16 protein-coding genes and 3 tRNA genes are annotated in these 21,943 nt (G+C 44.6%); 9 read left to right on the forward strand and 10 right to left on the reverse strand.

The genetic code is table 11. From position 1 onward, the window contains the following. The first annotated feature begins 8 nt into the window (after positions 1 to 8). Together J4N23_RS02885 and J4N23_RS02890 are read left to right on the forward strand one after the other, a co-directional pair. Positions 9 to 5,423, forward strand: a complete 5,415-nt coding sequence (locus J4N23_RS02885) for a PKD domain-containing protein (RefSeq protein ID WP_207425496.1) — start codon at positions 9 to 11, stop codon at positions 5,421 to 5,423. A 2-nt stretch (positions 5,424 to 5,425) separates the two neighbouring features. After that, the gene (locus J4N23_RS02890) at positions 5,426 to 6,448 is read left to right on the forward strand and encodes a PorP/SprF family type IX secretion system membrane protein (RefSeq protein WP_242689057.1); all 1,023 of its coding nucleotides are present in this window, start codon (positions 5,426 to 5,428) and stop codon (positions 6,446 to 6,448) included. A gap of 66 nt (positions 6,449 to 6,514) precedes the next feature. Here the strand turns inward: J4N23_RS02890 and J4N23_RS02895 are convergent, their stop codons facing one another. Beyond that, on the reverse strand, positions 6,515 to 6,763 hold the full coding sequence (locus tag J4N23_RS02895; protein WP_207425497.1) for a hypothetical protein: 249 nt from the start codon (positions 6,761 to 6,763) through the stop codon (positions 6,515 to 6,517). Between the two features lie 87 nt (positions 6,764 to 6,850). Next, positions 6,851 to 7,282: a nuclear transport factor 2 family protein gene (locus J4N23_RS02900; RefSeq protein ID WP_207425498.1), complete on the reverse strand. Its 432-nt coding sequence runs from the start codon at positions 7,280 to 7,282 to the stop codon at positions 6,851 to 6,853. Positions 7,283 to 7,426: 144 nt separating this feature from the next. On the opposite strand from J4N23_RS02900, the gene J4N23_RS02905 reads away from it, so the two are divergent. Continuing rightward, positions 7,427 to 8,629 carry a DUF763 domain-containing protein gene (locus J4N23_RS02905; protein WP_207425499.1) on the forward strand — a complete coding sequence of 401 codons (1,203 nt, stop codon included), beginning with the start codon at positions 7,427 to 7,429 and terminating at the stop codon, positions 8,627 to 8,629. Here the strand turns inward: J4N23_RS02905 and J4N23_RS02910 are convergent. Then, the gene (locus tag J4N23_RS02910; RefSeq protein WP_207425500.1) at positions 8,626 to 9,279 is read right to left on the reverse strand and encodes an HAD-IA family hydrolase; all 654 of its coding nucleotides are present in this window, start codon (positions 9,277 to 9,279) and stop codon (positions 8,626 to 8,628) included. The genes J4N23_RS02905 and J4N23_RS02910 overlap by 4 nt on opposite strands. 198 nt (positions 9,280 to 9,477) lie before the next feature. Further along, on the reverse strand, positions 9,478 to 9,855 hold the full coding sequence (locus tag J4N23_RS02915) for a hypothetical protein (RefSeq protein ID WP_207425501.1): 378 nt from the start codon (positions 9,853 to 9,855) through the stop codon (positions 9,478 to 9,480). A gap of 170 nt (positions 9,856 to 10,025) precedes the next feature. On the opposite strand from J4N23_RS02915, the gene J4N23_RS02920 reads away from it, so the two are divergent. The 3 genes from J4N23_RS02920 to J4N23_RS02930 all read left to right on the forward strand — a co-directional run bounded on the left by J4N23_RS02920 (position 10,026) and on the right by J4N23_RS02930 (position 12,126). Next, on the forward strand, positions 10,026 to 10,448 hold the full coding sequence (locus J4N23_RS02920; protein ID WP_207425502.1) for a hypothetical protein: 423 nt from the start codon (positions 10,026 to 10,028) through the stop codon (positions 10,446 to 10,448). Between the two features lie 136 nt (positions 10,449 to 10,584). Beyond that, complete coding sequence (locus tag J4N23_RS02925) at positions 10,585 to 10,842, forward strand: hypothetical protein (RefSeq protein ID WP_207425503.1); 258 nt, start codon at positions 10,585 to 10,587, stop codon at positions 10,840 to 10,842. A 207-nt stretch (positions 10,843 to 11,049) separates the two neighbouring features. After that, on the forward strand, positions 11,050 to 12,126 hold the full coding sequence (locus J4N23_RS02930; protein ID WP_207425504.1) for a PKD domain-containing protein: 1,077 nt from the start codon (positions 11,050 to 11,052) through the stop codon (positions 12,124 to 12,126). Positions 12,127 to 12,275: 149 nt separating this feature from the next. On the opposite strand, the gene J4N23_RS02935 is transcribed toward J4N23_RS02930, so the two are convergent. The 6 genes from J4N23_RS02935 to J4N23_RS02960 form a co-directional block, all read right to left on the reverse strand. Continuing rightward, on the reverse strand, positions 12,276 to 13,523 hold the full coding sequence (locus tag J4N23_RS02935; RefSeq protein WP_207425505.1) for a glycoside hydrolase family 28 protein: 1,248 nt from the start codon (positions 13,521 to 13,523) through the stop codon (positions 12,276 to 12,278). A gap of 161 nt (positions 13,524 to 13,684) precedes the next feature. Next, positions 13,685 to 14,143, reverse strand: coding sequence for an SRPBCC family protein (locus J4N23_RS02940; RefSeq protein WP_207425506.1), 459 nt, complete (start codon positions 14,141 to 14,143; stop codon positions 13,685 to 13,687). A 227-nt stretch (positions 14,144 to 14,370) separates the two neighbouring features. Beyond that, a tRNA-Pro gene (locus tag J4N23_RS02945) sits at positions 14,371 to 14,444 on the reverse strand. A 35-nt stretch (positions 14,445 to 14,479) separates the two neighbouring features. After that, positions 14,480 to 14,553 (reverse strand) — tRNA-Pro (locus J4N23_RS02950). Positions 14,554 to 14,638: 85 nt separating this feature from the next. Continuing rightward, positions 14,639 to 14,725, reverse strand: a tRNA-Ser gene (locus J4N23_RS02955). Positions 14,726 to 14,847: 122 nt separating this feature from the next. After that, on the reverse strand, positions 14,848 to 16,923 hold the full coding sequence (locus tag J4N23_RS02960) for an HD family phosphohydrolase (protein WP_370527229.1): 2,076 nt from the start codon (positions 16,921 to 16,923) through the stop codon (positions 14,848 to 14,850). Between the two features lie 253 nt (positions 16,924 to 17,176). Between J4N23_RS02960 and J4N23_RS02965 the strand changes: the two genes are divergently transcribed. From J4N23_RS02965 to J4N23_RS02975, 3 genes are all read left to right on the forward strand, one after another. Continuing rightward, the gene (locus J4N23_RS02965; protein ID WP_207425507.1) at positions 17,177 to 18,091 is read left to right on the forward strand and encodes a hypothetical protein; all 915 of its coding nucleotides are present in this window, start codon (positions 17,177 to 17,179) and stop codon (positions 18,089 to 18,091) included. A gap of 100 nt (positions 18,092 to 18,191) precedes the next feature. Continuing rightward, positions 18,192 to 20,369 (forward strand): S9 family peptidase, encoded by a 2,178-nt coding sequence (locus J4N23_RS02970; RefSeq protein WP_207425508.1) that lies wholly within the window; start codon positions 18,192 to 18,194, stop codon positions 20,367 to 20,369. Continuing rightward, positions 20,369 to 21,937 carry a peptide MFS transporter gene (locus J4N23_RS02975; RefSeq protein ID WP_207425509.1) on the forward strand — a complete coding sequence of 523 codons (1,569 nt, stop codon included), beginning with the start codon at positions 20,369 to 20,371 and terminating at the stop codon, positions 21,935 to 21,937. The genes J4N23_RS02970 and J4N23_RS02975 overlap by 1 nt, the downstream gene beginning before the upstream one ends. Positions 21,938 to 21,943 lie beyond the last annotated feature (6 nt).

Consider the following 21,943-nt stretch of genomic DNA (forward strand, 5'->3'; position numbering starts at 1 on the left):
ACGAGCGGATGATTAGAGTTTTTACGGTTTTTTCTTTTCTAGTTTTTTTCTTCACTTCTACTTCTTACGGTCAACATATCACGATCGGCACTATTGACGCCGGTCCTTATGGACAGAATGCGACTATCGCGGTCCCTTTACATGTAGAGGATCCCGGAGGGAAGCTCCAGGTGGATAATATTTTCAGGCTTTACATTTCTGATGCAACAGGCAGCTTCGCTTCCGAAAAAGAAATAGGTTCATATAACGGCTTCTATACTACTTTTATCAACGGCACCATACCAGCGGGTCTACCGGCTGGAAGTTACAAGTTCAGGGTGAAAAGCACTTCCGGGGCGGCTGAAAGCAATATTTCAAATGCAATTACTGTGCAAGCCAGCACGGGTCTTCAGGCAAGTATTGACGCCCCTCTTACCCAGACGCTAAGCAATAACCCAAAAACCTTTGGTAACTGTGAAGGAGCGGAATTTTCAGCGTTTAATTTCAGAAACACGTCGTCGGCGGGAGCTACCGTTAGCGCCAGGTTTACCAATGAGTTTAATGCAGCAGACGTCAAGTCAATCAGCTTCTCCGAAGGTACCAAAACGTTTTATGCTGATGTTACCCACTATACAATTTTTGTAAAGGCCGAGTTGGGCGGAACCATTGCCACAAAAGCATATTTTCTCATCAACAATACTGTAAACACTGCTTTCAGTACTTCAGGAACCAACACAGTCTGCCTTCCTGCAGGGGTTCTGGAATACGGAGTAGAGACTTCCTCAGCAAGTGGTATCCAAAACAACTTCCCGGGTAATACTTACCAGATAAACTGGGGCGATGATGCTGTTGATGTCTACACGCTAAATCAGATCAAGGCCAATGGCAGCAAGGTAAAACATACCTATTACAAGTCATCCTGCGGAAAAAAGATCACCATCGACAACGCCACCTACTACAATGTTTTCGGTATCATTATCCAGGCAAAAAGCCCTTACTGCAGTTCTATAGGTGTTCCTATCTCCAGTCAGGCAAAAGTAGTTACTCAGCCTGAAAACCGTTTCGAGACTCCCAAATATGCCTGTTTAAATACCCCGCTAACTATAAATAACAGTTCCCTTTCCGGGGAAAACCCAAGTGCGACTACTCCTGAGTGTCAAAACAACAACGTTGTTTATTTTTGGTATGTAGACGACGTGCTGGTGACGCCCGACGGAGTACCGCTGTCCTACCAGCTAAAGCACACCTTTACTACTGCCGGCGAACACAGGATCAGGCTGGAGTCGAAAAGCAACTCAAGGTGCCAGGCTCCTCCTGTTGAAAGGAAAATTTGGATTCAGAATCCTCCAAAGCCTGATTTTAAATTGAGTGAAGAACTAGTGTGTCTGAATTCAACGATCAAAGTAACAGACCTCTCGGTGGTGGACAACACAGGTGACGCTCCGAACGATTACCTTTGGACGATCAGTGGTCCGGCAGCTCCGGCTTTTACAAATGGCACCACCGCTACCAGCAAGGAACCACAGTTTGTGGTAGGTAAAGCAGGCGTATATACTATAAAACTGACCATCACCTCGTCCTGCAAACCTGTGGTAAGCAAGGAAGTGACCTTTGTGGTGAATGAAAAACCTGTCATTACCGCTACCTGGCAGGCAAACCTATGTGGTAAGGGCCAACTGTTAACGTTTAATAACAGCGGGGGGAATCCAGTTCCCACTGAAATTACCGGTACTTTTAAGGAGGAAACGGCTAGCTACACCTGGAAGATTTCGGGCGGATCGTATGCGCTGAAAAACGGTACGAGTCTCAACTCCAAAGAGCCTGCTATCCTCTTCAATGACTACGGCACCTATACGATCGAAGTAACAGCAACCAACAATTGCGGCAGCACGTCCTTCACAAAACAAATAACATTTAACGAATCTCCTACGGTAAGCGCCGGCGAAGACCAGGTGATTTGCGCTGATGAAACAGTAAGCCTTACCGGAGTACTTTCCGGACCGCCGGTTTCGTCGTACATCTGGAAGGGCGGCAAGGGGACGTTCTCTCCGGGAAGAAATTCTCTTAACCCTGTTTATACCCCTTCTGCTGATGAGATTAAAGCAGGAAAAGTAGAGCTTATCCTTGCTGCCGTAACATCTAACCCTGCGCCCTGCGATAAGGTGGAAGATGTGGTCGTGATAACCATTAATCCTACAAACAAAATTACTACGGCTGCAGCAAAAGAGATCTGTACCGGCACTTCCGTAGATTACAATCCGGAAGCAGTAATAAAAAACAGCGAAATACGATGGACTGCGGTAGGAACTGCAAATGCCAGTGGCTACAAATCAAGCGGAACAGGTAAGATTGAAGATATACTTACAAACACTTCTAATGACGCAACCGCAACAGTAACTTATACCATTACTCCGCGGGCAAATGGCTGTGACGGAGAATCCTTCACTTTTACTGTTTCCGTATCACCGGTGCCTACTGTTTCTGCTACAGCAAAAAACGCAATAGTTTGTACTAAGACTAGCTCCGGCATTGAACTTAGCGCTCCTTTTGCTGGCACGCTTTACACCTGGACAAGTTCTGTCACCGGCGATATTACGGGCCATTCTCAACAAGCAACTCCGGCGAGCCTCGCGGCTATAAATGATATGCTGGTCAACGCCGGAAATACGCAAGGCACCGCTACTTACGTGATTACTCCAGTAACCGCAGCGGGTTGCGCTGGAACTCCGGTTACTGTTACAGTTACCGTTACCGCTGCTCCTGTTATCGCCAATGCCGGTGCGGATCAAAAGCTCTGCAGCGTGACTACTACTAAGCTGGACGGAAACTTTGCGGGAAGCGGTGCAGGAAAATGGGAGCTCTTGTCGGGACAAGCAGGGGTAACATTTGACGATGCATCAAAGGCTGATGCTACCGTTTTTGGCTTGAAACAGGGACAAACTTATAATTTCAAATGGACTATCTCAGGCCCCGGAACATGTTCATCCTCGGAAGACATAGTAACAGTATCCAATCTTAATCCGATTTCGAACAACTCCATTGTTTATAAGGGTTTCACGGTTTGCGAAGGCGCCTCAGTAACGGTTGAAGGGACTGAGCCAACTGGTGGCGACGGCTCCTACGCTTACCTCTGGGAAGTTAGTAAAGATCAGGTGACCTGGTCTCCGGTAAATGTACAAAACGAAAAAAACCTTACTGTAACGCTAACAGAAACGACTTTCTTCAGAAGGAAAGCGACTTCAGGAGATTGTAATTCAGAGAGCAGTGTTGTAAGAGTGGAAGTGCAAAAGGGGATTACCAATAATACGATCAGCAGTAATCAGAGCATTTGTTCGGAAACGCTACCTTCCAGGCTGGAGGGTAGCGTTCCGGAAGGTGCAGATGGCAGCTACAAATATCAATGGCAGATAAGCACCGACAATAAAAATTGGTCTAATCTTATTTCGGCCACGCAAGCTAGCTATCAGCCTGCCGTACTTTCACAAACTACCTATTTCCGTCGCCTGGTTGCTTCTACGGTTTGCACGGGTGCACTACAAAGTGTGAGCAACGTAGTAGAAGTGAAGGTTTCAAAAGGAGCCGTGGCTAACTTCAACTGGAGCTCTGAAGCGTCCTGCGCCCCGTTCCAAATTACCGCGGATAACATCAAAGCCGAACGCTCAGAAGAAGGCGACCGTTACGAATGGTTTGCCAACAATATTTCGATCGGCAAAAGGTTCGAATTTCCGGGCTACCTGCTGAAAAATGCAGGGGACGTTGTAGAAATCCGTCTGGAAGTAACAAGTGCCCTTGGTTGCGGTACCAGAACCTTCAGTCATCTGTTTAAAACTAAAAACTCAATAACGGCAAGTTTCACTGCCAACAAAATTCAAGGATGCGGCCCGCTGGTTGTCAACTTCACTAACAAAACCGCCAATCCGGAAGGAGTAAATTTTGAGTGGCATTTCGGTAACGGACAAAAATCCAATCTTCCAACGCCCCCTCCTATTACTTTTGATGCTCGCACCGACAATAAAGACACAGTTTATGTAGTAATTCTAAAAGCTACTTCCTCTTGTGCTACTTCATCTGATACAATGAACATTAAGGTAGTAGCACCTCCCCGCCCTCGTTTCTCGCCTTCTACTGTAACAGGCTGTTCGCCTCTTACGGTGACGTTCAGAAACCTTAGTCCGGGAAGCTCTAACACGTACATCTGGAATTTTGGTGATGGCAAAACAGATACCACTTACGATAATCGCTCGGTAGAACATACCTTCAGAACGAGCAAAACAAAGAGTTTTTCGGTAACGCTGACAGTAAAAAACGATTGCGGTGTTCAGACGTCTTTACCAATAAAAATAGAAGTGGCACCTAATACGGTAAACCCGGATCTGGTTGTAAGCTCTGATCAACTAGCGGGTTGTGCGCCACATACCGTTCGTTTCTTCAACAATACTGTGGGAGCTGTTACCTACACTTATGATTTTGGTGATGGCACCGAACCATTAACCACTACCAGTGATGAGCCTATTGAGCACGTCTTCAAAAAAGGTGGGGTTTATAATGTGAGGCTGACGGCATCGAATTGCTCCGACACCGTTGTAACCAAAAAAATCACCGTCTACCAGCAAGCTGAGACCGGCTTTGCTGCCGATGTTACAGAAGGCTGTGCGCCACTGAAAGTAAGATTTACAAATACCACAAAGAATGCAGTTTCGTACGAGTGGGACTTTGGCGACGGCAGTACTTACAAGGGGCAGAATCCGCCGGACCATGTATACAATGGCAAGCAGCAAAGCTATACGGTAAGACTAATTACGAAGAGTACTTACGGTTGTATGGACACGCTGGTGATGAAAGACTTTGTTAAGGTTTTCATCACTCCTACCGCCTCATTCAAGCCAGAGCCTGGAAATGAGATCCAGCATCCCAACTATCGCTTTTCTTTTAAAAATACAAGTAAGGGAGATGTCGCTAAGATTAGCTGGGATTTTGGTGACGGCAGTCCGCTGTCCTCCATTTCCGATCCTCAGCACAGCTATGCCGATACAGGAGTATATAGGGTCCGCTTAACAGTAAGCAACGCTATCGGGTGTTCAAGCGTAGCCGAACAAATTGTCCGGATCACTGGTGTTCCCGGTGCTCTTTTTATCCCTAATGCCTTTATGCCAAATAGCGCGTCGGAAGAGTTAAGAAGCTTCCGGGCTAAAGGGTCAGGTATCGACAAATGGCATTTCAGGATTTTTAATAAATGGGGAGAGCTTATTTGGCAAACCGATAAACTGGATCCTCAGGGAGCTCCGGCAGAAGCTTGGGATGGTACTTTTAACGGCGTTCCTGCACCTCAGGGAATCTACTTCTGGGAAGTAGCAGCAAAGTTTAAAAATGGAACCGAATGGGCTGGAATGCCGTATAACAACTCAGAACCGAAAAAAACCGGGGATTTACATCTAATACGATAAACATGGCTATTTCAACATATATCAGGAGATCTATGAGCCTCTTCCTACTTCTGCTTTCTTTTAGCGAAATCAAGGCACAAGATCACATCTACTCTCAATTTTTCAATTCACCGATTTACTTGAATCCGGCCCTGACCGGAGAATTCAATGGTTCGTTTAGAGCCAATATGATCTATCGAAATCAATGGAGCGCCTTAACGGGGGATTTGAGTTATTTCTCTGCGGCTATGGACTACCGGCTTCCAAATTATGCAGGCGGATTAGGTTTAATTGTTAACAGCTCAAGCGAAGGAACTGCCTATTTAAGGAAAAATAATGTATCGGGCATCTATTCTTACAGCGTTGGAGGCGAAGGCTTTATCGCATCCTTCGGACTACAGGCTGGAATTACCAATAGACGTATGGATTTCAGCAAACTAGTTTTTTCCGATCAACTGGATCCCCGCTCGGGCTACGATGGAGGGGCATCAATGGCTGAACAGCCCTACAATAACAACAAATACTATTTCGACTCTGGTGCAGGCGTCAATTTCGTTATTAAAAATGCGATGGTGGGCGCTTCTATGCTCCATCTGAACAAGCCGGACGAATCGTTCACAGGCAGCTCTGTACCCACTCCTGTTCGCACAGCGGTTCACGTTAGCTATCGTTATGCACTGGACAGGTATGATCCTCATAATGATGACGGTACTTTTTTAATCCCTTCGGTGGTATACTACAAACAAGCGCAGGCGACATCGTTGAGTGCCGGTATGCAGTTTAAATACCGGGGCGTAAATGCAGGTGCCTGGTACAGAACTAACGGAAAGGGGAACAGCGACGCCCTCGTCTTTTCGTTGATCTTTGATATTTTCACCAGTACCTACGGATCTCAAAAGGTTCGTTTAGGTGTTAGCCACGATGCTACCACCAACAAGTTGAACTATGGCAACACCAGCGGAACATCTGAAGTAAGCGTTGGATTTGAAACGGGCGAAGGACGGGATAAGGGTTTTGGCACCGTCAGATGCTACGACTTTTACTAAACATCGAAGTTATCGTAAAATAAAAACAGCCACTCTGTTCTGGAGAGGCTGTTTTTATTTTAGGTTTTATTCCTGCGGGCGATTAGGATATTCCCGCTCAAGCAATTCTCCTAAATTATTTACCTCCTCCGGGCTCAACATCCAGTTATCCTGCGATTTAACCACCCAGCCCGAATTTGTATGCTCTATAAGAAGCGGATGAGGATCCATAAGCTGACGTTCCAGGGAATACATCCGATGATGCATATCCATTGGTTCGGCGTAAAGTTCCACCTGCTCTCCGTTTATAGAATATTCAATTTTAAATCGCTTCATAAGTATACTATTATACCGATTTAACAGAATTGAAATCCGGGTTGTTTTAAGAACAGACGTTTTAGAATACCTACCCTCGGTCAATAACTACTGAGGCATCCGGATAGCCTGTCTCGCTAACAATTTCCAGTCGCCCTTTTGCTTCTGAAAAACAAGTAGGATGTTTATGTCTACGGCTCCGGGTTTGCCTCCGTCATTAGTCTTTGCCGTTAATCGGTGCCGAACGATTGCGGTTTTCCCGGACACAGCGATGGTCTGATTTGAAAGATCAATACTTACGAAATCCGACTTTCCGCTTGCTATCGTCTCCACGAAAGTAGCTTTATCTTCTATCTTACCGCCCGAGTGGCCGTAACTTAACTTGTCAGCTGCCAAGTCATTTAATTTTTCCCGATCGCCATCGATCATTGCCTGTTTCAGTGATTCAACAGCAGCAGCTACTTTAGCTTCTTGTTTCGTTTGTGCGCTGGCTGTATTTACTACCACAAAAAGAGCCAGAGCGAACGCTAGTTTTTTCATTTACTTAGAATTTGATATTATTGGTAACGCTAAAATAGATAAACATCTAATAGCTGCTCAAATATTACTGATTTTTTAGGTCGATACTGCACTTCCTGTTTTTTCCCTCTTTGGATATCGCTATCTTTACTAACTACTTTAGCAATGAAAAGATCTGGAACTGCGGACTTACCGCTACATGGAGGATACGTACCAAGATGGCTGGCAGAGCGGATGTCGCAGTTAGGTCTTGCGATTACCGAGTCCATTATATCCGAGTACGGAGTAAACGAAGTGTTGAGACGCCTCAGCGATCCTTTTTGGTTTCAAAGCCTGGGAGCGGTAATGGGGATGGACTGGCATTCTTCGGGAATCACCACGTCCGTAATGGGTGCCCTAAAAACTGCCATCAATCCGAGATCGAAAGAGCTGGGCATCTACATCTGCGGCGGAAAGGGAAAACATTCGCGAAAAGCACCTGATGAACTACTGCGTATTGGCGATCAAACCGGGTTAGATGGCGACTACCTGGTAAGATGCAGCAAGCTGAGTGCTAAAGTTGATAACACAGCGGTTCAAGATGGATTTCAGCTCTACATGCATAGCTTCGTAGTTAGCAGTGACGGTAAGTGGACGGTTGTGCAGCAAGGCATGAGTACCGGCAGTTCTACTGCCCGGCGCTACCACTGGCATTCTGACTCGCTCCAATCGTTTGTAGATGAACCACACACGGCTATTTGTGGTGTCAACCAGGGAAAAATACTTAACATGGTCGCCTCAGAAGCGGTGCATGCGCGTAACGCACTTATGTTGCTCACAGACGAATCACCGGTTAAAATGCTTGCGGAAGCACAGAAGCTGGTCATGCCTGCTCATCACAAAGTACAGGCAAAAGATGTGGATTTAAAGCGACTCGGGAGTGTCTTATGGCTTGCACAAGAAAAAAAACCGGCTGATTTTGAAGAGCTTTTGCTTCTCGAAGGCGTCGGTCCGCGAACCTTGCAATCCCTCGCGCTGGTAGCTGAGGTAATACATGGAGCACCCTCCCGATTTAAGGACCCGGCAAGATTCTCCTTTGCGCATGGGGGTAAAGACGGCCATCCTTTTCCCGTACCAGTGAAAGTCTATGATGAAACCATCGCCTGCCTTCAACATGCCGTTGAAAAAGCAAAAATTGGACTCTCTGACAAACAAACAGCCATTAGGAAGCTCACTGAAATTGCACAAAAGGCCGAGAAGAACTTCGTACCTAATACAGACTTCGACAAGTTGATTGAAAAAGAGAGGAACGAGTCCTGGAAGTACGGTGGTCGCACCGTTTTCGGAAAAGCGGAGCCCAAAGCCGGATCACAGCTAAAGCTTTTTTAGGACATAGGCAATTTGCCGGCCTTAAGCTCTTGCAAGGTTTTTAGGATATCTGCCGGGGTATGAGCTATAAATCGAGGGTTTTCCGACTGCACCAGTTGGTAAGGATCGTATCCCCAACTTACCCATATCATGTTGACACTCGTTTTTTTGCAGGCAATAACATCCCGTTGCTCATCGCCTACATAGATAATTTCCGAAGTTTTTAACTGATGCCTCTTAAGAAATCTTTTGATAACCCTATCCTTCCCGAATAAATTACTCGAGCAAAAGACATCCTCTACCCCGCTTCTAAGGTTCCTGCTCAAAAACTCCCTGATGTTTTTCTCAGAATTGCTTGAAATCACCCCAACTTCAAATCCCTCTCCCCTTAAATCTTCTACCAGCTTCTCAATTTCCGGGTAGAGACGAATGTTGTTCAATTGATTATGATACCGGTAAAGGAAGTCACCGGCAAGCAGCGGAAGTTTATAAATGGGAACATTCAGGATTCTGCACCGCTCCTTTATTGATAATGGCCTCAGAAGCCCGGCCTCTTCCGCACTAACTTTTCGGAAGCCATGCTTTTCAGCAATATCGTTATAAACTCCTATTACAACTTCTTTCGAGTCAGCCAAGGTACCATCAAAGTCAAAAACGACATACTTTATCATCACCCCAAGATGCGAATTATCCGGAATTATTTGTCACGATAAGACGTCCAGGTTCGTATTCCTCTAAACTTTGCTAGCCTTAAAAAAACTCCAATGAACAGTAGAAAATCGATTAACCGACAAAAGATAAGCTCTGAAATTACAATTGCACTGTTACTTCTTGCCTCTGCTATTATCGCATACACTACCCTCCTGTAGCTATTCTACCTTGATTTGGGAAGGGCCAGTGATTGTTATTTGAGGCAAGCCGGCATATAAACCTACGCGCCCGGTAATGCAGATTTTTTTATCCTTGAATTGCTCTTCGGGCTTATAACGGAAGTTCCCCCTGTCTTTGCCTTTAATCACGACGGTGAATAGATGATTGGGGAAATTACCTCCCATGTTGAGGATAGTCTGCTGGGAGCGTTCCAGAAAGCGAGCTTCAAATACCTTTTCGCACACCGTTATGGAGTCATCAATATGATTTTTAACATCCTGAGCGGCTACTTTCGTTTGAGACAGCGCATCGAGCTGCAGGCACAGGGACAAGCCTAACAGAAGTGCAGTGAATTTAGTAGGTTTAGAAATCTTCATGGTGCGAAAGTTATTTTCCTAAATATAAATTGTTATACTATTAAAAAGCAAATTAGGTTATGTGCTTTTCGTAGGAAGATTTATCGAATTATTAGATATTTGTCACATATTGACTATATTCCCCTGGAGAAACAGCTGAATTAGCATTTTGCTGTCACATAATGTAATTGATGTTAGAGGAAAAAAAAGAACAGCCTGAGCGACCTACAGCAAGAAGACGAAAAAGGCGTCAAAGACGAGGAGCTAAAAAGGCAAAGAAAAGAAAGATAATCGCTCTTTCCATTACCGGCGGTGTCCTGTTAGCCTTGCTTATTTTTCACGCAAGCCTCGAACGCTTTTTCCTTCGGGACTTCGGCGAATGTACTACTGCCCAGTTGACCGACAAAGTTGCTATTTCAGACGGAAAACAAAATCTAAAATACCGGTTTCAGTTAGAAGGAGACCCTCAATATGGAAGCTTCAGCTCTGCAAACATGATAGAAGTAGTATCTAACGAGATTTGCATTGTCTACCTTCCAGCCTTACCTTTTATTAATAGGCCCATAGAATCGTTCGCATACGAAGACAGAAATTGTTTCTGTAATATCCCATAACTAAAGGCGGCTGCTTCTGTTCGAAGCGGCCGCGTTGGTTTACATTCCCGATTGCTTTCAGTGCTGGGCTTGCTTCTGAAAATGAAAAACTAAAAACATAGAATCCTTTCGAAAGTTATTCAGAAAAACATCTATCATGAAGCTTTCAAACTCTTTGTATCTGAAAAACCCGGAGGACCTTCTGGGTCTCACTGCTACAGACTTCTTATCCGATGTTCTGTTTTCTGATAAAGCCGATATAAGCACCTTCTTGAGCGATCAGCCTCAGCCTGATCCGGATGACGAAGAGGAAGAGGAGGACGACAGTTTTGAGAGAACATACGGCGACCTGGAAGATGGTCATAACGATTTGGCCACGCCTGATTCAGATACTGGTGTAGATAATCTGGAATAATCTGTTTCCTGCGAAATGATTTGACATAAAAGCCTCCCATCCCACGGGGGCTTTCTTATTTCTGATACCAACGCTTATACTTCAGATACTTGCTTTAGGCATTGTTCAGTTGCAAAAATCGGCGATCACTCTGTTGGTTCGCCGGATGCCTCAGGACAGTCGCATCTCTCATTATTTTTAAATTGCGCCTAACCAAGCTATAAATTGATGAAGTGCAAATTCTATTTCCTCACCTGCCTTTTGGCCATGCTTTGCTTTACTACTTTTGGCCAGGAAGATCGGGGATATAAAGTTTACCAGTTCCCGGCCAATATGATCCCTAAGATTGACGGAAAGACGGACGATTGGGATTCTTTCCCTAAGGAATACATAGTAGGTACAGATCAATTATGGGACGATTCCGGAAAATATCCTAAAACGGATCCTAAAAACCTGGATGTTAAAGTCAAAGTTGCCTGGGTAAAAGGTCTCAACCGGCTCTATTTTCTCTATGAAGCTTATGACAATTACTGGGACTTTAGCTTACCTGGTTTGCATAATGATATTTTTGAAATAGTGATTGATGGCGATTTGTCGGGCGGACCTTTCATCGAAGAGCAGCATCCTAACCAAAGCCTGAACCGCTGGGAGACTTATTTTGCATATCACGGCGTACACGCTCAGAATTATCACATTTTCACTCCGGCTGTTGGTAAAGACTGGGCTTTGGCCTGGGGAAGTCAACCCTGGATAAAAAACCTCCCCTATTCCAATATCGCCTATTCCTATGATTTTAAAGCGGGGGAATCAGGAAAACTGATCGCGGAGTTTTGGATCACTCCATTTGATTATGCTGGTGCAGAAGGGCCGATAAGAGCGGTTGAATCCGTATTGTACGACAACAAAAAAATCGGGCTTACCTGGGCGGTGATCGACTACGATGACGTGAAGGATGAAACGGTTAAAGGATTCTGGAATCTCTCAAAACACCACAAAATGTACGGCAATTCAAGTCTCGGAACTATTTTTACACTGCTGCCGCTGGAGGAAAAATACCTTAAGCCGTTCGAAGCAAGGTGGTCGTTTATAGTTACAGACATGGCCAAAAGAGAAGTGACATTTAAAGATCAAAGCCGGGGAAAAATCACGAAATGGCATTGGGACTTTGGGGACGGCACTTCCTCTAGCGAGCAAAATCCCGTCCATCGCTATAAAAATCCGGGGAAATACCTTGTAGTGCTTGACGTCGAAGGACCAGACGGGAAAGCGCGTTGGGCTAATCAATGGGACGTAGCCGTAAAATGAAGGGCCAGCAGGTACTGGGATGCCATTGCTTGATGCCGGTCTATCTCTGAATCCACTTCAAAGATTAGACTAATTTGAACAGCAGCTTCTCGATGGTGCCAAAAATTGTGCACTGCGAAGCTTTTCTCCTAGTATCGGAAACCAGGACGTTACTGTACGTTATTTTTTGTAATTTTTTCTCCTATTACGCCTTTTATCACCAGCCCCCGCAGATCCACATTTCTTGCGTGCTCAATCGTCAAACCTCGTTGAGCAGATACTTCGCAGTTTTTAAATGTTATTCCCTCAATGGGACTTCCTTCCAGGCCTTTCATGTTTCCAACGCTTCGTGCAGTTCCCTTCACATTTATTATCCTGACGTTTCTTACTACAGGCAACACCTTAGCCGCCGGCTTGGGATTTACCATTCTCCAGGCCATATTGAACTCGACGGCCTGCCTCGTATCCCGAATTACGAGGTTTTTATAAGTAATGTTTTCTACTACACCTCCCCTGCTTGGTTGTGATTTAAATCGAATCGGAGCCCAGTTCCCGGCTTCAAACAGACAGTTTCTTACCACTACGTTCCTTATACCGCCCGAGGTTTCACTACCCATAGCCACGCCTCCGTGACCATAACCAAACCGGCATTTTTCAATAAGTATATCCTCGCTAGGGCGATTCACTCTTAAACCATCTTCATCTTTTCCAGACTTAATAGATATGCAATCGTCGTTAACATCAATATCGCAGCCCCTGATCAGAATATCCTTGCTTGAATCGATGTCGATACCGTCTGAACTAGGAATATTGTGCTCAGCGGTAATTTTCAGATTATTTATTTTAACATTATTGCTGTATAAAACGAACAATCCCCATGAAGCCTGATTGTTCAAATGAAGGCCTTCAACCAGTACGTTTTTACAATTCTGAATGCCGATTAGTCTCGGTCTTCCAAATCGAACACCAGTGGTTTGCGTCTGACTCCTGCCTCTCGCTGTCCACAAATCGCCCGAACCATCAATTGTACCTTTGCCACTGATTTTGAAATTGCTGAGGTCTATAGCATTTAATAAACAAGCAGTCCACTTCTTCTCCTCACCTTCCCAGCGAGTATTCACCTGCGGATAATCCTCCGGGTTTATGGATCCCTTCAGCACTGCCCCGTTTTGTAAAAATAGATCCACATCGGCTTTAAGAAATAGCGAGCCACTAATAAATGTACCAGAGGGGACAACAACCGATCCGCCTCCATCCTTGCTGCACTTGTCTATAGCATTTTGAATAGCCACAGTGTTCAGCGTCTGCCCATCTCCCTTCGCCCCGAAATCCAGGATGTTATACTGTTTATCCTTTGCTATTCCTGTCAGGTGAAGGCTTATCAGTAGAAGACAAGCGAGTACGATACCCTTTTTCATAATTTTATTAGACCGAGCAATAGGGTCATCCCTTCCCGGAAGTTCGTTAAGCCGTTTGTTGATTCAGCTGCAAATTAGGACTTTGCCCAAGCCTACAATTCAAACAGTGTCGATGCAACGGAGATGTTACTCTCAAAAGGAGTGAAGTCTACTAAACGGCCTTAGATCATGCGCTGCAATTCACGCTCCAACTTATCGAAATTCTCCTCGTTTTTTTTGACAACGAACTTTTTCAATTTTTCACACTCTTCTTTCGAGTCAAAGACCATTCTAAAAGTTAAGTGGGTGCTATTATCCGAAAGCTCATCAAAAAGAGCAGCAACACGAAAAAGCGGCGGCGAATGACGTTTCCAATAAATCAGCTTAGGTTCATCAATTACTATAAATTCACATTCGTTTGGATAATTTCCTTTCTCCGGTCCATGCATCACGAACTTCCATTTTCCTCCCGGACGGAAATCAAATTCACTAAAAGTGTTGGTAAATCCGTTGGGTCCCCACCAATTCTTCAAGTGATTGGGATTAGACCAGGCTGAAAAAACAAGGCTCCTCGGAAACTTTAAAGTCCTTCTAGTGATGATCTCCAGGTCTGCGTCTATTATTGGAAGGCTTGTATTCATCTTTTATCGTTTTAGTAGCCAGAGCTTAGTGATGGACGCGAAAACGGGCGTATCGAAGTGCCGTGTACCCGCAACTTTGTTAAAAGTAAAAAATTCCGGGAAGTTGCACAGCTATTATTGCAAAACTAGAAGGGGCAAGCTCGATACGATGCTGGGAAATTAACGGACACAAAAAAACCCGCAAAACGGTTATTTTGCGGGTTACTTGACCTATTGGCTTTTCTAAGTCGGGGTGGCAGGATTCGAACCTACGACCTCCACATCCCAAATGTGGCGCGATACCGGGCTACGCTACACCCCGATCGGTATCATTTTTAAACTGGAAGATTTTACTTGTCGGGGTGGCAGGATTCGAACCTACGACCTCCACATCCCAAATGTGGCGCGATACCGGGCTACGCTACACCCCGATCGGTATCTTTTCTTTCGTTCCTGAAAGGGCTGCAAAGGTATAACTTTCGCCTGCAATGAGAAACATTTTTGAAGTTTTTTTTGCGGAGAGGGCGGGATTCGAACCCGCGGTACCGTTACCAGTACGACAGTTTAGCAAACTGTTCCTTTCGGCCTCTCAGGCACCTCTCCTTATTCTTCAAACTTACCTGAGGTAAGTATAAATCGTCCGTTTTTTTAAAGAACCACCCGTTTTTTTTCGGGTCTGCAAATATAGTAATTCAACCTTCCCTTCAAAAAAAAAATTCGAATTTCTATACCTGGTAGTCTATGCGCACATGATAGATGCTCATTAACATGCTTTTAAATATCTGACGGATAATCGCAACGTCTTTCAGGGTGATATTACTGTTATTTAGCTGCCCCTGATCCAGCTTGTAGTCTATAATCCTGTCTACCAAGGCACTAATGCTCTTGGCATCGGGCTCCTTCAAACTTCTGGACGCCGCTTCAACCGAATCTGCCAGCATCAGGACGCCTGTTTCCTTCGAGAAAGGAATGGGCCCAGGATATCTGAAAATATTTTCATCTACGAACTTTTCAGGGAAGTTTTTCAGGAAAGACTGGTAGAAATAATCCATCCGGGTGTTCCCGTGGTGGGTGCGAATAAAGTCGATCACGATCTCCGGAAGGTTATTTCTCCGGGCGATCTCTACCCCTTTATTGACATGACGAATAATAATTTGCGCACTGTCCTGGTATGACAGGGAATCGTGGGGATTTGACCCTTTATTCTGATTTTCGATAAAATACTGGGGATTCTCCATCTTCCCGATGTCGTGATATAGCGCCCCGGCCCGGACCAAAAGACCGTTCCCTCCGATATTATAAATTGCCGCTTCGGCAAGGTTGGCAACCTGAAGAGAGTGCTGGAAAGTTCCTGGAGCTTTGTAAGACAGCTCCCTCAAAAGCTTCGCATTGGTATTCGTTATTTCCATGAGGGTCACCTCAGAGGTGATCCCAAACATGCGTTCGAATGCATAGATCAAAGGATAAGCCAATAGCGAAAGCAGTACGCTAAAGATGAAAGGCACAAAATTCAGCCAGTCAATCTCGCTTATCGAGCCATTTCTGATCAGTGAAATCCCAAGAAAGGCAACAAAATAATTAGTAAGAATCAGCAAGGCAGAAATAAGAAACTGCTCCCTTTTTACCAAATTCTTAATGCTGTAGATTGCGACCATCCCGGCCGTCACCTGAAGAAAGGTGAATTCAAAACTATTAGGCACGAAAAAGCCAGCTATCAGTACTACCAGCAAATGGATATTAAGCGCCAGGCGCGTATCGAAGAGTATCCGAATGATGATGGGAACAATAGCGTAGGGAATAAAATAAACGTTAGGAATTTTAAACTTCAGCGCCATTGAAAGGGTAACAAGCATAACCGTGATGATGATCAGAATGAGTGACAGCTTGCGGTTGTCGTCAAAAATATCTCTCCTGAATAGCCGTAAGAAGACCATCAGCAACGTAATCACCAATCCCCCCAACAATAACTGGCCAAAAAAAACTAACCTTTTATCCCCTCTTATACTTGCATCCTTTTCATACGTATTTTTCAAAGACAGGAGCTTCTGGTTAATCTCCGGGGTTACAATACCGCTGTTCCTGACTATCAATTCTCCCTTCTGCACCATCCCCCGTGTGGGCGATATATTGCGCAAGGCTTCTTCCTCCAGTTTCTCCGATAAGCGTTCATCATAAATGTAATTCTGCTTTATCCGATCCCTGACCAACTCGTACAGCCAGGCTTTATTCTCCATTTCGCTGCGTTCAATTACCTCTTCTGCGTGCTCATAGGCTGATTCCAGGGTAAAGACAGTGACTGTATTTAGCTGCCTGGCAACATTCTCTGTTATCAGATTGAAGTTATAATTCGGCCCGTTCAGCTCGTATTTCTTACTTTTGGACATCACGCCCCGCGTATAGATCTCGCTTAACAATCGTGCTCCTAACTCCTTATGAGCCTGCTTCTGTCGCTCGGAACCTCGATTCAACCCGGTCCATTTAATATCGAAATCAGCCAGGAAGGCTTGTATTTCATCCTCCGCAATTTCCAGGTCGTTTTGATAGATAGGCAGCACCGACTTCAATACCTCAGCCCGGTCCTTTTCAAGCTCGGAGGGTGTTTTTTCGATCGCAAAACTGAAAGGAGCAATCAGATCCTCGTTCATCCACAGCTTCCCTTTCTCAAACTCATATTTAAACCGTGCTTGCTTTGGTAGAAACAGCGTCACCACAACTACGCAGAGCACCATCATGATATATTTGAGCGAGGTAGAGTATCGTCGGTATAAAACCAGGTGAGATTTTTTTTTGAAATTAGCCACTTCGTTTCCTTATGTGCTCAAAAATAAGTAAGTTTTCCTAAACGCTGCCCGAATAAAAAATGTCGGTGTAACCGTAGCCAACGCTTCTTCGTTAAACGGTAACCTCGCTGCCTTGCCTGATAGCTGCATATGAAAGACCACAGAAGCAAAGTATCTATTAGAAAAACGAAGGCCGAGCCCAGACTCAACAGGATAATTATTTGAGGAATATATATTTAAACCTTCAAAGCTTCGTTATCAGAAAATACACGGTATGTCGAAAAAAGCATTTTTAACTCTTTCTTCCATTTTTTTCATTTTCTTTTCTGTCCGGGCTCAAAATCCCGCAGGCAGACAGCAATTACTGGTCCTTCAGGATTCGCTTAAATCCTTAAGCTATCAGGTGATCAACAACCCGAATGAGCCGGAGCGCTACAATGCCAGTTTTTCAATGATTAAAACGTTGGTAACAGCACTGAAAGTACCCAATTCTTTTTCCTTTGGTTTTGATTCTTTGCAAACGATCTCCATTCAGACATCACCCGACAGGAAGTTCCGCATTTTCTCCTGGCATGTAATGAATAATGATGGCAGCTACCGTTATTACGGAACAATACAAATGAACACGCCGGGACAGGGCTTAAAGATGTTCCCCTTGGTAGACCATTCTCCGATCATCAAAAATCCTCAGGATACAATCACGACGAACGACAAATGGTATGGGGCACAGTACTATAAGATCATCCCGGTAACACACAACGTTCAAACACCTTACTACGTTCTGCTTGGCTGGAAAGGAAATACTGTAAAGTCGACTAAGAAAGTGATAGATGTACTTTATTTCAAAGATAATAAGGCCTATTTCGGAATGCCGGTTTTTGAAGGCGATAAGGAACGGGTAGGGAAAAAGCGTATCATTTTCGAATACAACCGACAGGTTTCTATGGTGTTGAACTATTTGCCAAAGGAGAATACCATCGTATTCGACCACCTGGCTGCTCCCGATCCAAAACTGAAAGACAAATTTGAGCTGTTTGGACCAGATATGTCTTACGATGGCTATAAATTAAGTGGCGGAAAGTGGAAGTTTATTGAAGACCTCGAGCTCAAGAATGACCCGAGCGCTACAGACGATCTTTTCAACGATCCTAAAAAACCAGCAAAAGGTGTGGTAAATAAGTTGAAATAACCTGAAAAGATTTTACTTTTACAGGCATCAACACATTAATTATTTCGCGGCAAGTCTTAAATTCATTTCCTTTTTAAGACTAACCTTCTGTAAGAGAAAAATGAGAAAGCTCCTCTTCTTATTATTTACCACGATGAGTGCGTATGCTCAGAGCGGTAAAGAAATCACTATTGAGACGATATTTCGGGACAGAGCCTTTAACCAGCGTCTTGTTTATGGCTTAAACTCCATGAATGACGGAAAGAGTTATGCATCTATTACCCGTGATCCGAACACTGGTTTGCTGATAGCAGTTCAAAACAACTACAGTGATGGCAAAACTAATCGAGTGCTTTTTTCTGAGAAAGATCTGATTTTTCAGGGGGACACGCTTCCGATTAGTACCGAGTTTAGCCCAGATGAACGAAAAGTTTTGTTGGCACAGGACGAAGAGCCGATTTATCGCCATTCTACCAAGGCAAATTACTTCGTCTATGACCTTGCAACAAAAAAAATCCTTCCTGTTTCGGCTAAAGGCAAACAGTCATTCGCCAGCTTCTCCCCTGATGCCACTAAAGTTGCATTCGTGCGAGACAACAATCTTTTTATTAAAGACCTGGCCAAGGGTGAGGAAAAACAGATCACGTTTGACGGAAAGAAGAACAGCATTATCAATGGGCAGTCAGACTGGGTTTATGAAGAAGAATTCGCTTTCGCGAAAGCATTTGCTTGGAGCCCCGATGGGAAGAGAATCAGCTTTTATAAGTTCAACGAATCGGAAGTGCCCGAGTATTCCATGACCATTTTCGAGTCCCTTTACCCTGCCGAGTATAAATACAAGTACCCGAAAGCTGGTGAAAAAAACTCGGAAGTAAGTATTCACATCTACAACCTTCAAGATGGAACAACTAAAGCTGTTAATGTTGGAACTGTTAAGGATCAATACATCCCGAGGGTGAAATGGACAGCTGACCCTACAAAACTGTGTGTTCTTCGGATGAACCGGCACCAAAATACGCTGGATTATCTTATTGCCGATGCTGCCACTGGTGCTGCAACAGTTATCCTGACTGAAAAAGACAAGTACTATATCGATATTGAGAAAGAGCGACTTACATTTCTCAAAAATCAAAAAGAGTTTGTGAATGTGAGTGAGCGAGATGGATTCAACCATATTTACCTCTATGATCTGAACGGAAAGATCAAAAAACAGATTACTAAAGGTAATTGGGAAGTAACGGAGGTGTACGGCATCGACGAAAACCGCGGACGCATCTACTACCAATCCACAGAACCTTCTCCTCTTAAACGGAATGTTTACTCCGTCACGTTGAATGGTTCAGACAAACAAACTCTGGCTGGAATCCAGGGAACTAACAAGGCCGACTTCAGCGCAGACTTCAGTTATTTTATATTGGAAAATTCCACCGCCAATTCTCCAGCTGTTATTACACTGCATGATCATTCGGGCAAGCAAATCCGCGTACTCGAAGATAATGCCCGACTCAGGCAAACGCTTAAAAATTTCAGCATTCCAACAACAGAGTTCTTTAGCTTCAAAACTTCAGAAGGAGTGAGTTTGAACGGATATATGATTAAGCCGAACAACTTTAATCCCACTAAAAAATACCCTGTACTATTGTATGTATATGGAGGACCTGGAAGCCAGATGGTTGCAGATGCCTGGGGTGGAACAAGGATGTTCTGGTTTCATATGCTCGCTCAGAAAGGATATATAGTGGCCTGCGTAGACAACCGGGGGACTGGTTTTCGTGGGGCGGAATTCCAGAAAATGACCTACAAGCAACTTGGTAAGTATGAAACCATAGATCAGATTGAGGCAGGCAAATGGTTTGCGCGCCAAAGTTTCGTAGATCCTTCACGAATTGGAATTTGGGGATGGAGCTATGGTGGCTACATGGCTTCTCTAGGCATTACCAAGGGGGCAGATGTATTTAAAATGGCAATGGCAGTTGCACCTGTAACCACCTGGCGGTTTTACGACACCATCTATACAGAAAGGTATCTGCAAACACCGCAGGAAAACCCTGAGGGCTACGACCAGAACTCGCCGCTAAACTTTGCCCACCGGTTAAAAGGTAAATTCCTGCTGGTTCATGGAACGGGCGATGACAATGTCCATTTCCAAAACAGTGTGATGTTATCAGAAGCACTCATTCAAGCGAACAAAGATTTCGAACAAGCCTATTACCCCAATAAGAACCATGGCATTTACGGTGGAAACACAACCATCCACCTTTATAGGAAGCTAACTGACTTTGTAATAGATAACTTATAATGAGCGAAATAAAAACCTCTTCTCAGCCAACACTTGAGGAGATCCAAAATTTCAAAGGACAGTTTCCGAAACAACTGTGGTATCTTTTTTTCTCTGAGATGTGGGAGCGATTCTGCTTCTACGGTATGCGCGGCATGCTTGTCTTCTTCATGACTTATGAGTTATTTATGAAAGAAGATGCAGCGCAGCTGCAGTACGGAGCAACACAAGCATTTGTATATGCCTTTACTTTCATTGGAGGCTTGTTTGCCGACAAAATTTTAGGGTTCAGAAAATCCCTATTCTGGGGAGGTCTGCTGATGATTGTGGGCAGCGCAATTCTAGCCTACGATCCCCACCAGTTCTTTTTCCTGGGAATCAGCTTCACCGTAGTAGGAACGGGCTTTTTTAAACCCAATATCTCTACGATGGTTGGACAACTTTACAAAGAAGGCGACGCCCGACGCGATGCCGGCTTCTCGTTATTTTACGCGGGAATAAACATCGGCGCTCTTTTAGGTGGATATGCTTGTATCGCCATCGGGAAAGATTATTCCTGGAACCTGGCCTTTGGCCTGGCCGGGATTGTAATGACCCTCAGTTTGATCACCTTCCTGTTTACTCAAAAAAGCCTTGGTCCTATTGGTCTGGCGCCTTCAGCTGGTGCTCTTATCAAGCCGGCTATCTCTGATAGTATCGGACAGACTGCTCCTGCGGTCCCTGCTGAAATAACTCAAAAGGCACAACCCGGAAACTGGGCTACTTACGCTGTTTACATTGGTTCGCTGCTCGTAATTCCTTTGATTATAGTCATGGTGTCGAACCCTAGGTACACCGATTGGTTTATGTATACCATTGGTCCGGCGACACTGGTATACCTGTTTTATGAGATGAGCAAACACAGTGCAGCAGAGCGTAAAAAGCTTTTTGCCGCCCTGTTCTTCATCTTCTTCTCGATTGTTTTTTGGGCGTTCTTCGAGCAAAGTGGCGGCTCTCTCAGTCTTTTTGCTGCTGAAAATTTAAGCAGTCAGCTCCTGGGCATATTCACTCTCGATCCCAATGGCGTAAATAATGCGGCGAACTCTTTGTTCGTAATCATCCTTGCTCCAGTCATTGGGCTAGTTTGGGTCGCGATGGCGAAAAAAAGGACTGAACCCAACACGGTAGTGAAGTTCGGAATAGCTTTTTTGTTCCTGGGTGCGGCTTTTTTCATCTTTTATGCTACCCGCTTTTTTGCAAATGAACAAGGCGTTACATCGCTCGACGTATTTACGAGTGCCTATCTTGTGATCACCTTGGGAGAACTCTGTCTTTCTCCTATTGGTTTGTCAATTATGACCAAGTTGGCTCCTGCCAGATTACAGGGAATGATGATGGGGATGTGGTTCCTGGCAAGCGCCTATGGGCAGTACGTTGCCGGAATTTTGGGAGCGGGAATGATACTCGCCGACGAAAGCGCCAGTCGCAGCGAAAAACTTATTTCTTACACTTCAGGTTATTACCAATTAGCGATTTATGCAGTGGTCGCCGGGATTATAATGATAATAGCTTCCCCGCTTATTAAGCGACTAATGGGCGGAGTAAAATAAATTTAA

The organism is Pedobacter sp. SYSU D00535 (assembly GCF_017355855.1).
In the GTDB taxonomy this organism is placed as follows: Bacteria; Bacteroidota; Bacteroidia; order Sphingobacteriales; family Sphingobacteriaceae; genus Desertivirga.

Bases quoted from the DNA above. Each gene is read 5' to 3' on its own strand.
- J4N23_RS02890 (WP_242689057.1), top strand. From the start codon at position 5,426: ATGGCTATTTCAACATATATCAGGAGATCTATGAGCCTCTTCCTACTT.
- J4N23_RS02930 (WP_207425504.1), top strand. From the start codon at position 11,050: ATGAAGTGCAAATTCTATTTCCTCACCTGCCTTTTGGCCATGCTTTGC.
- J4N23_RS02940 (WP_207425506.1), bottom strand. From the start codon at position 14,143: ATGAATACAAGCCTTCCAATAATAGACGCAGACCTGGAGATCATCACT.
- J4N23_RS02975 (WP_207425509.1), top strand. From the start codon at position 20,369: ATGAGCGAAATAAAAACCTCTTCTCAGCCAACACTTGAGGAGATCCAA.
- J4N23_RS02895 (WP_207425497.1), bottom strand. From the start codon at position 6,763: ATGAAGCGATTTAAAATTGAATATTCTATAAACGGAGAGCAGGTGGAA.
- J4N23_RS02900 (WP_207425498.1), bottom strand. From the start codon at position 7,282: ATGAAAAAACTAGCGTTCGCTCTGGCTCTTTTTGTGGTAGTAAATACA.
- J4N23_RS02920 (WP_207425502.1), top strand. From the start codon at position 10,026: ATGTTAGAGGAAAAAAAAGAACAGCCTGAGCGACCTACAGCAAGAAGA.
- J4N23_RS02910 (WP_207425500.1), bottom strand. From the start codon at position 9,279: ATGATAAAGTATGTCGTTTTTGACTTTGATGGTACCTTGGCTGACTCG.
- J4N23_RS02970 (WP_207425508.1), top strand. From the start codon at position 18,192: ATGAGAAAGCTCCTCTTCTTATTATTTACCACGATGAGTGCGTATGCT.
- J4N23_RS02885 (WP_207425496.1), top strand. From the start codon at position 9: ATGATTAGAGTTTTTACGGTTTTTTCTTTTCTAGTTTTTTTCTTCACT.
- J4N23_RS02965 (WP_207425507.1), top strand. From the start codon at position 17,177: ATGTCGAAAAAAGCATTTTTAACTCTTTCTTCCATTTTTTTCATTTTC.
- J4N23_RS02935 (WP_207425505.1), bottom strand. From the start codon at position 13,523: ATGAAAAAGGGTATCGTACTCGCTTGTCTTCTACTGATAAGCCTTCAC.
- J4N23_RS02905 (WP_207425499.1), top strand. From the start codon at position 7,427: ATGAAAAGATCTGGAACTGCGGACTTACCGCTACATGGAGGATACGTA.
- J4N23_RS02925 (WP_207425503.1), top strand. From the start codon at position 10,585: ATGAAGCTTTCAAACTCTTTGTATCTGAAAAACCCGGAGGACCTTCTG.
- J4N23_RS02915 (WP_207425501.1), bottom strand. From the start codon at position 9,855: ATGAAGATTTCTAAACCTACTAAATTCACTGCACTTCTGTTAGGCTTG.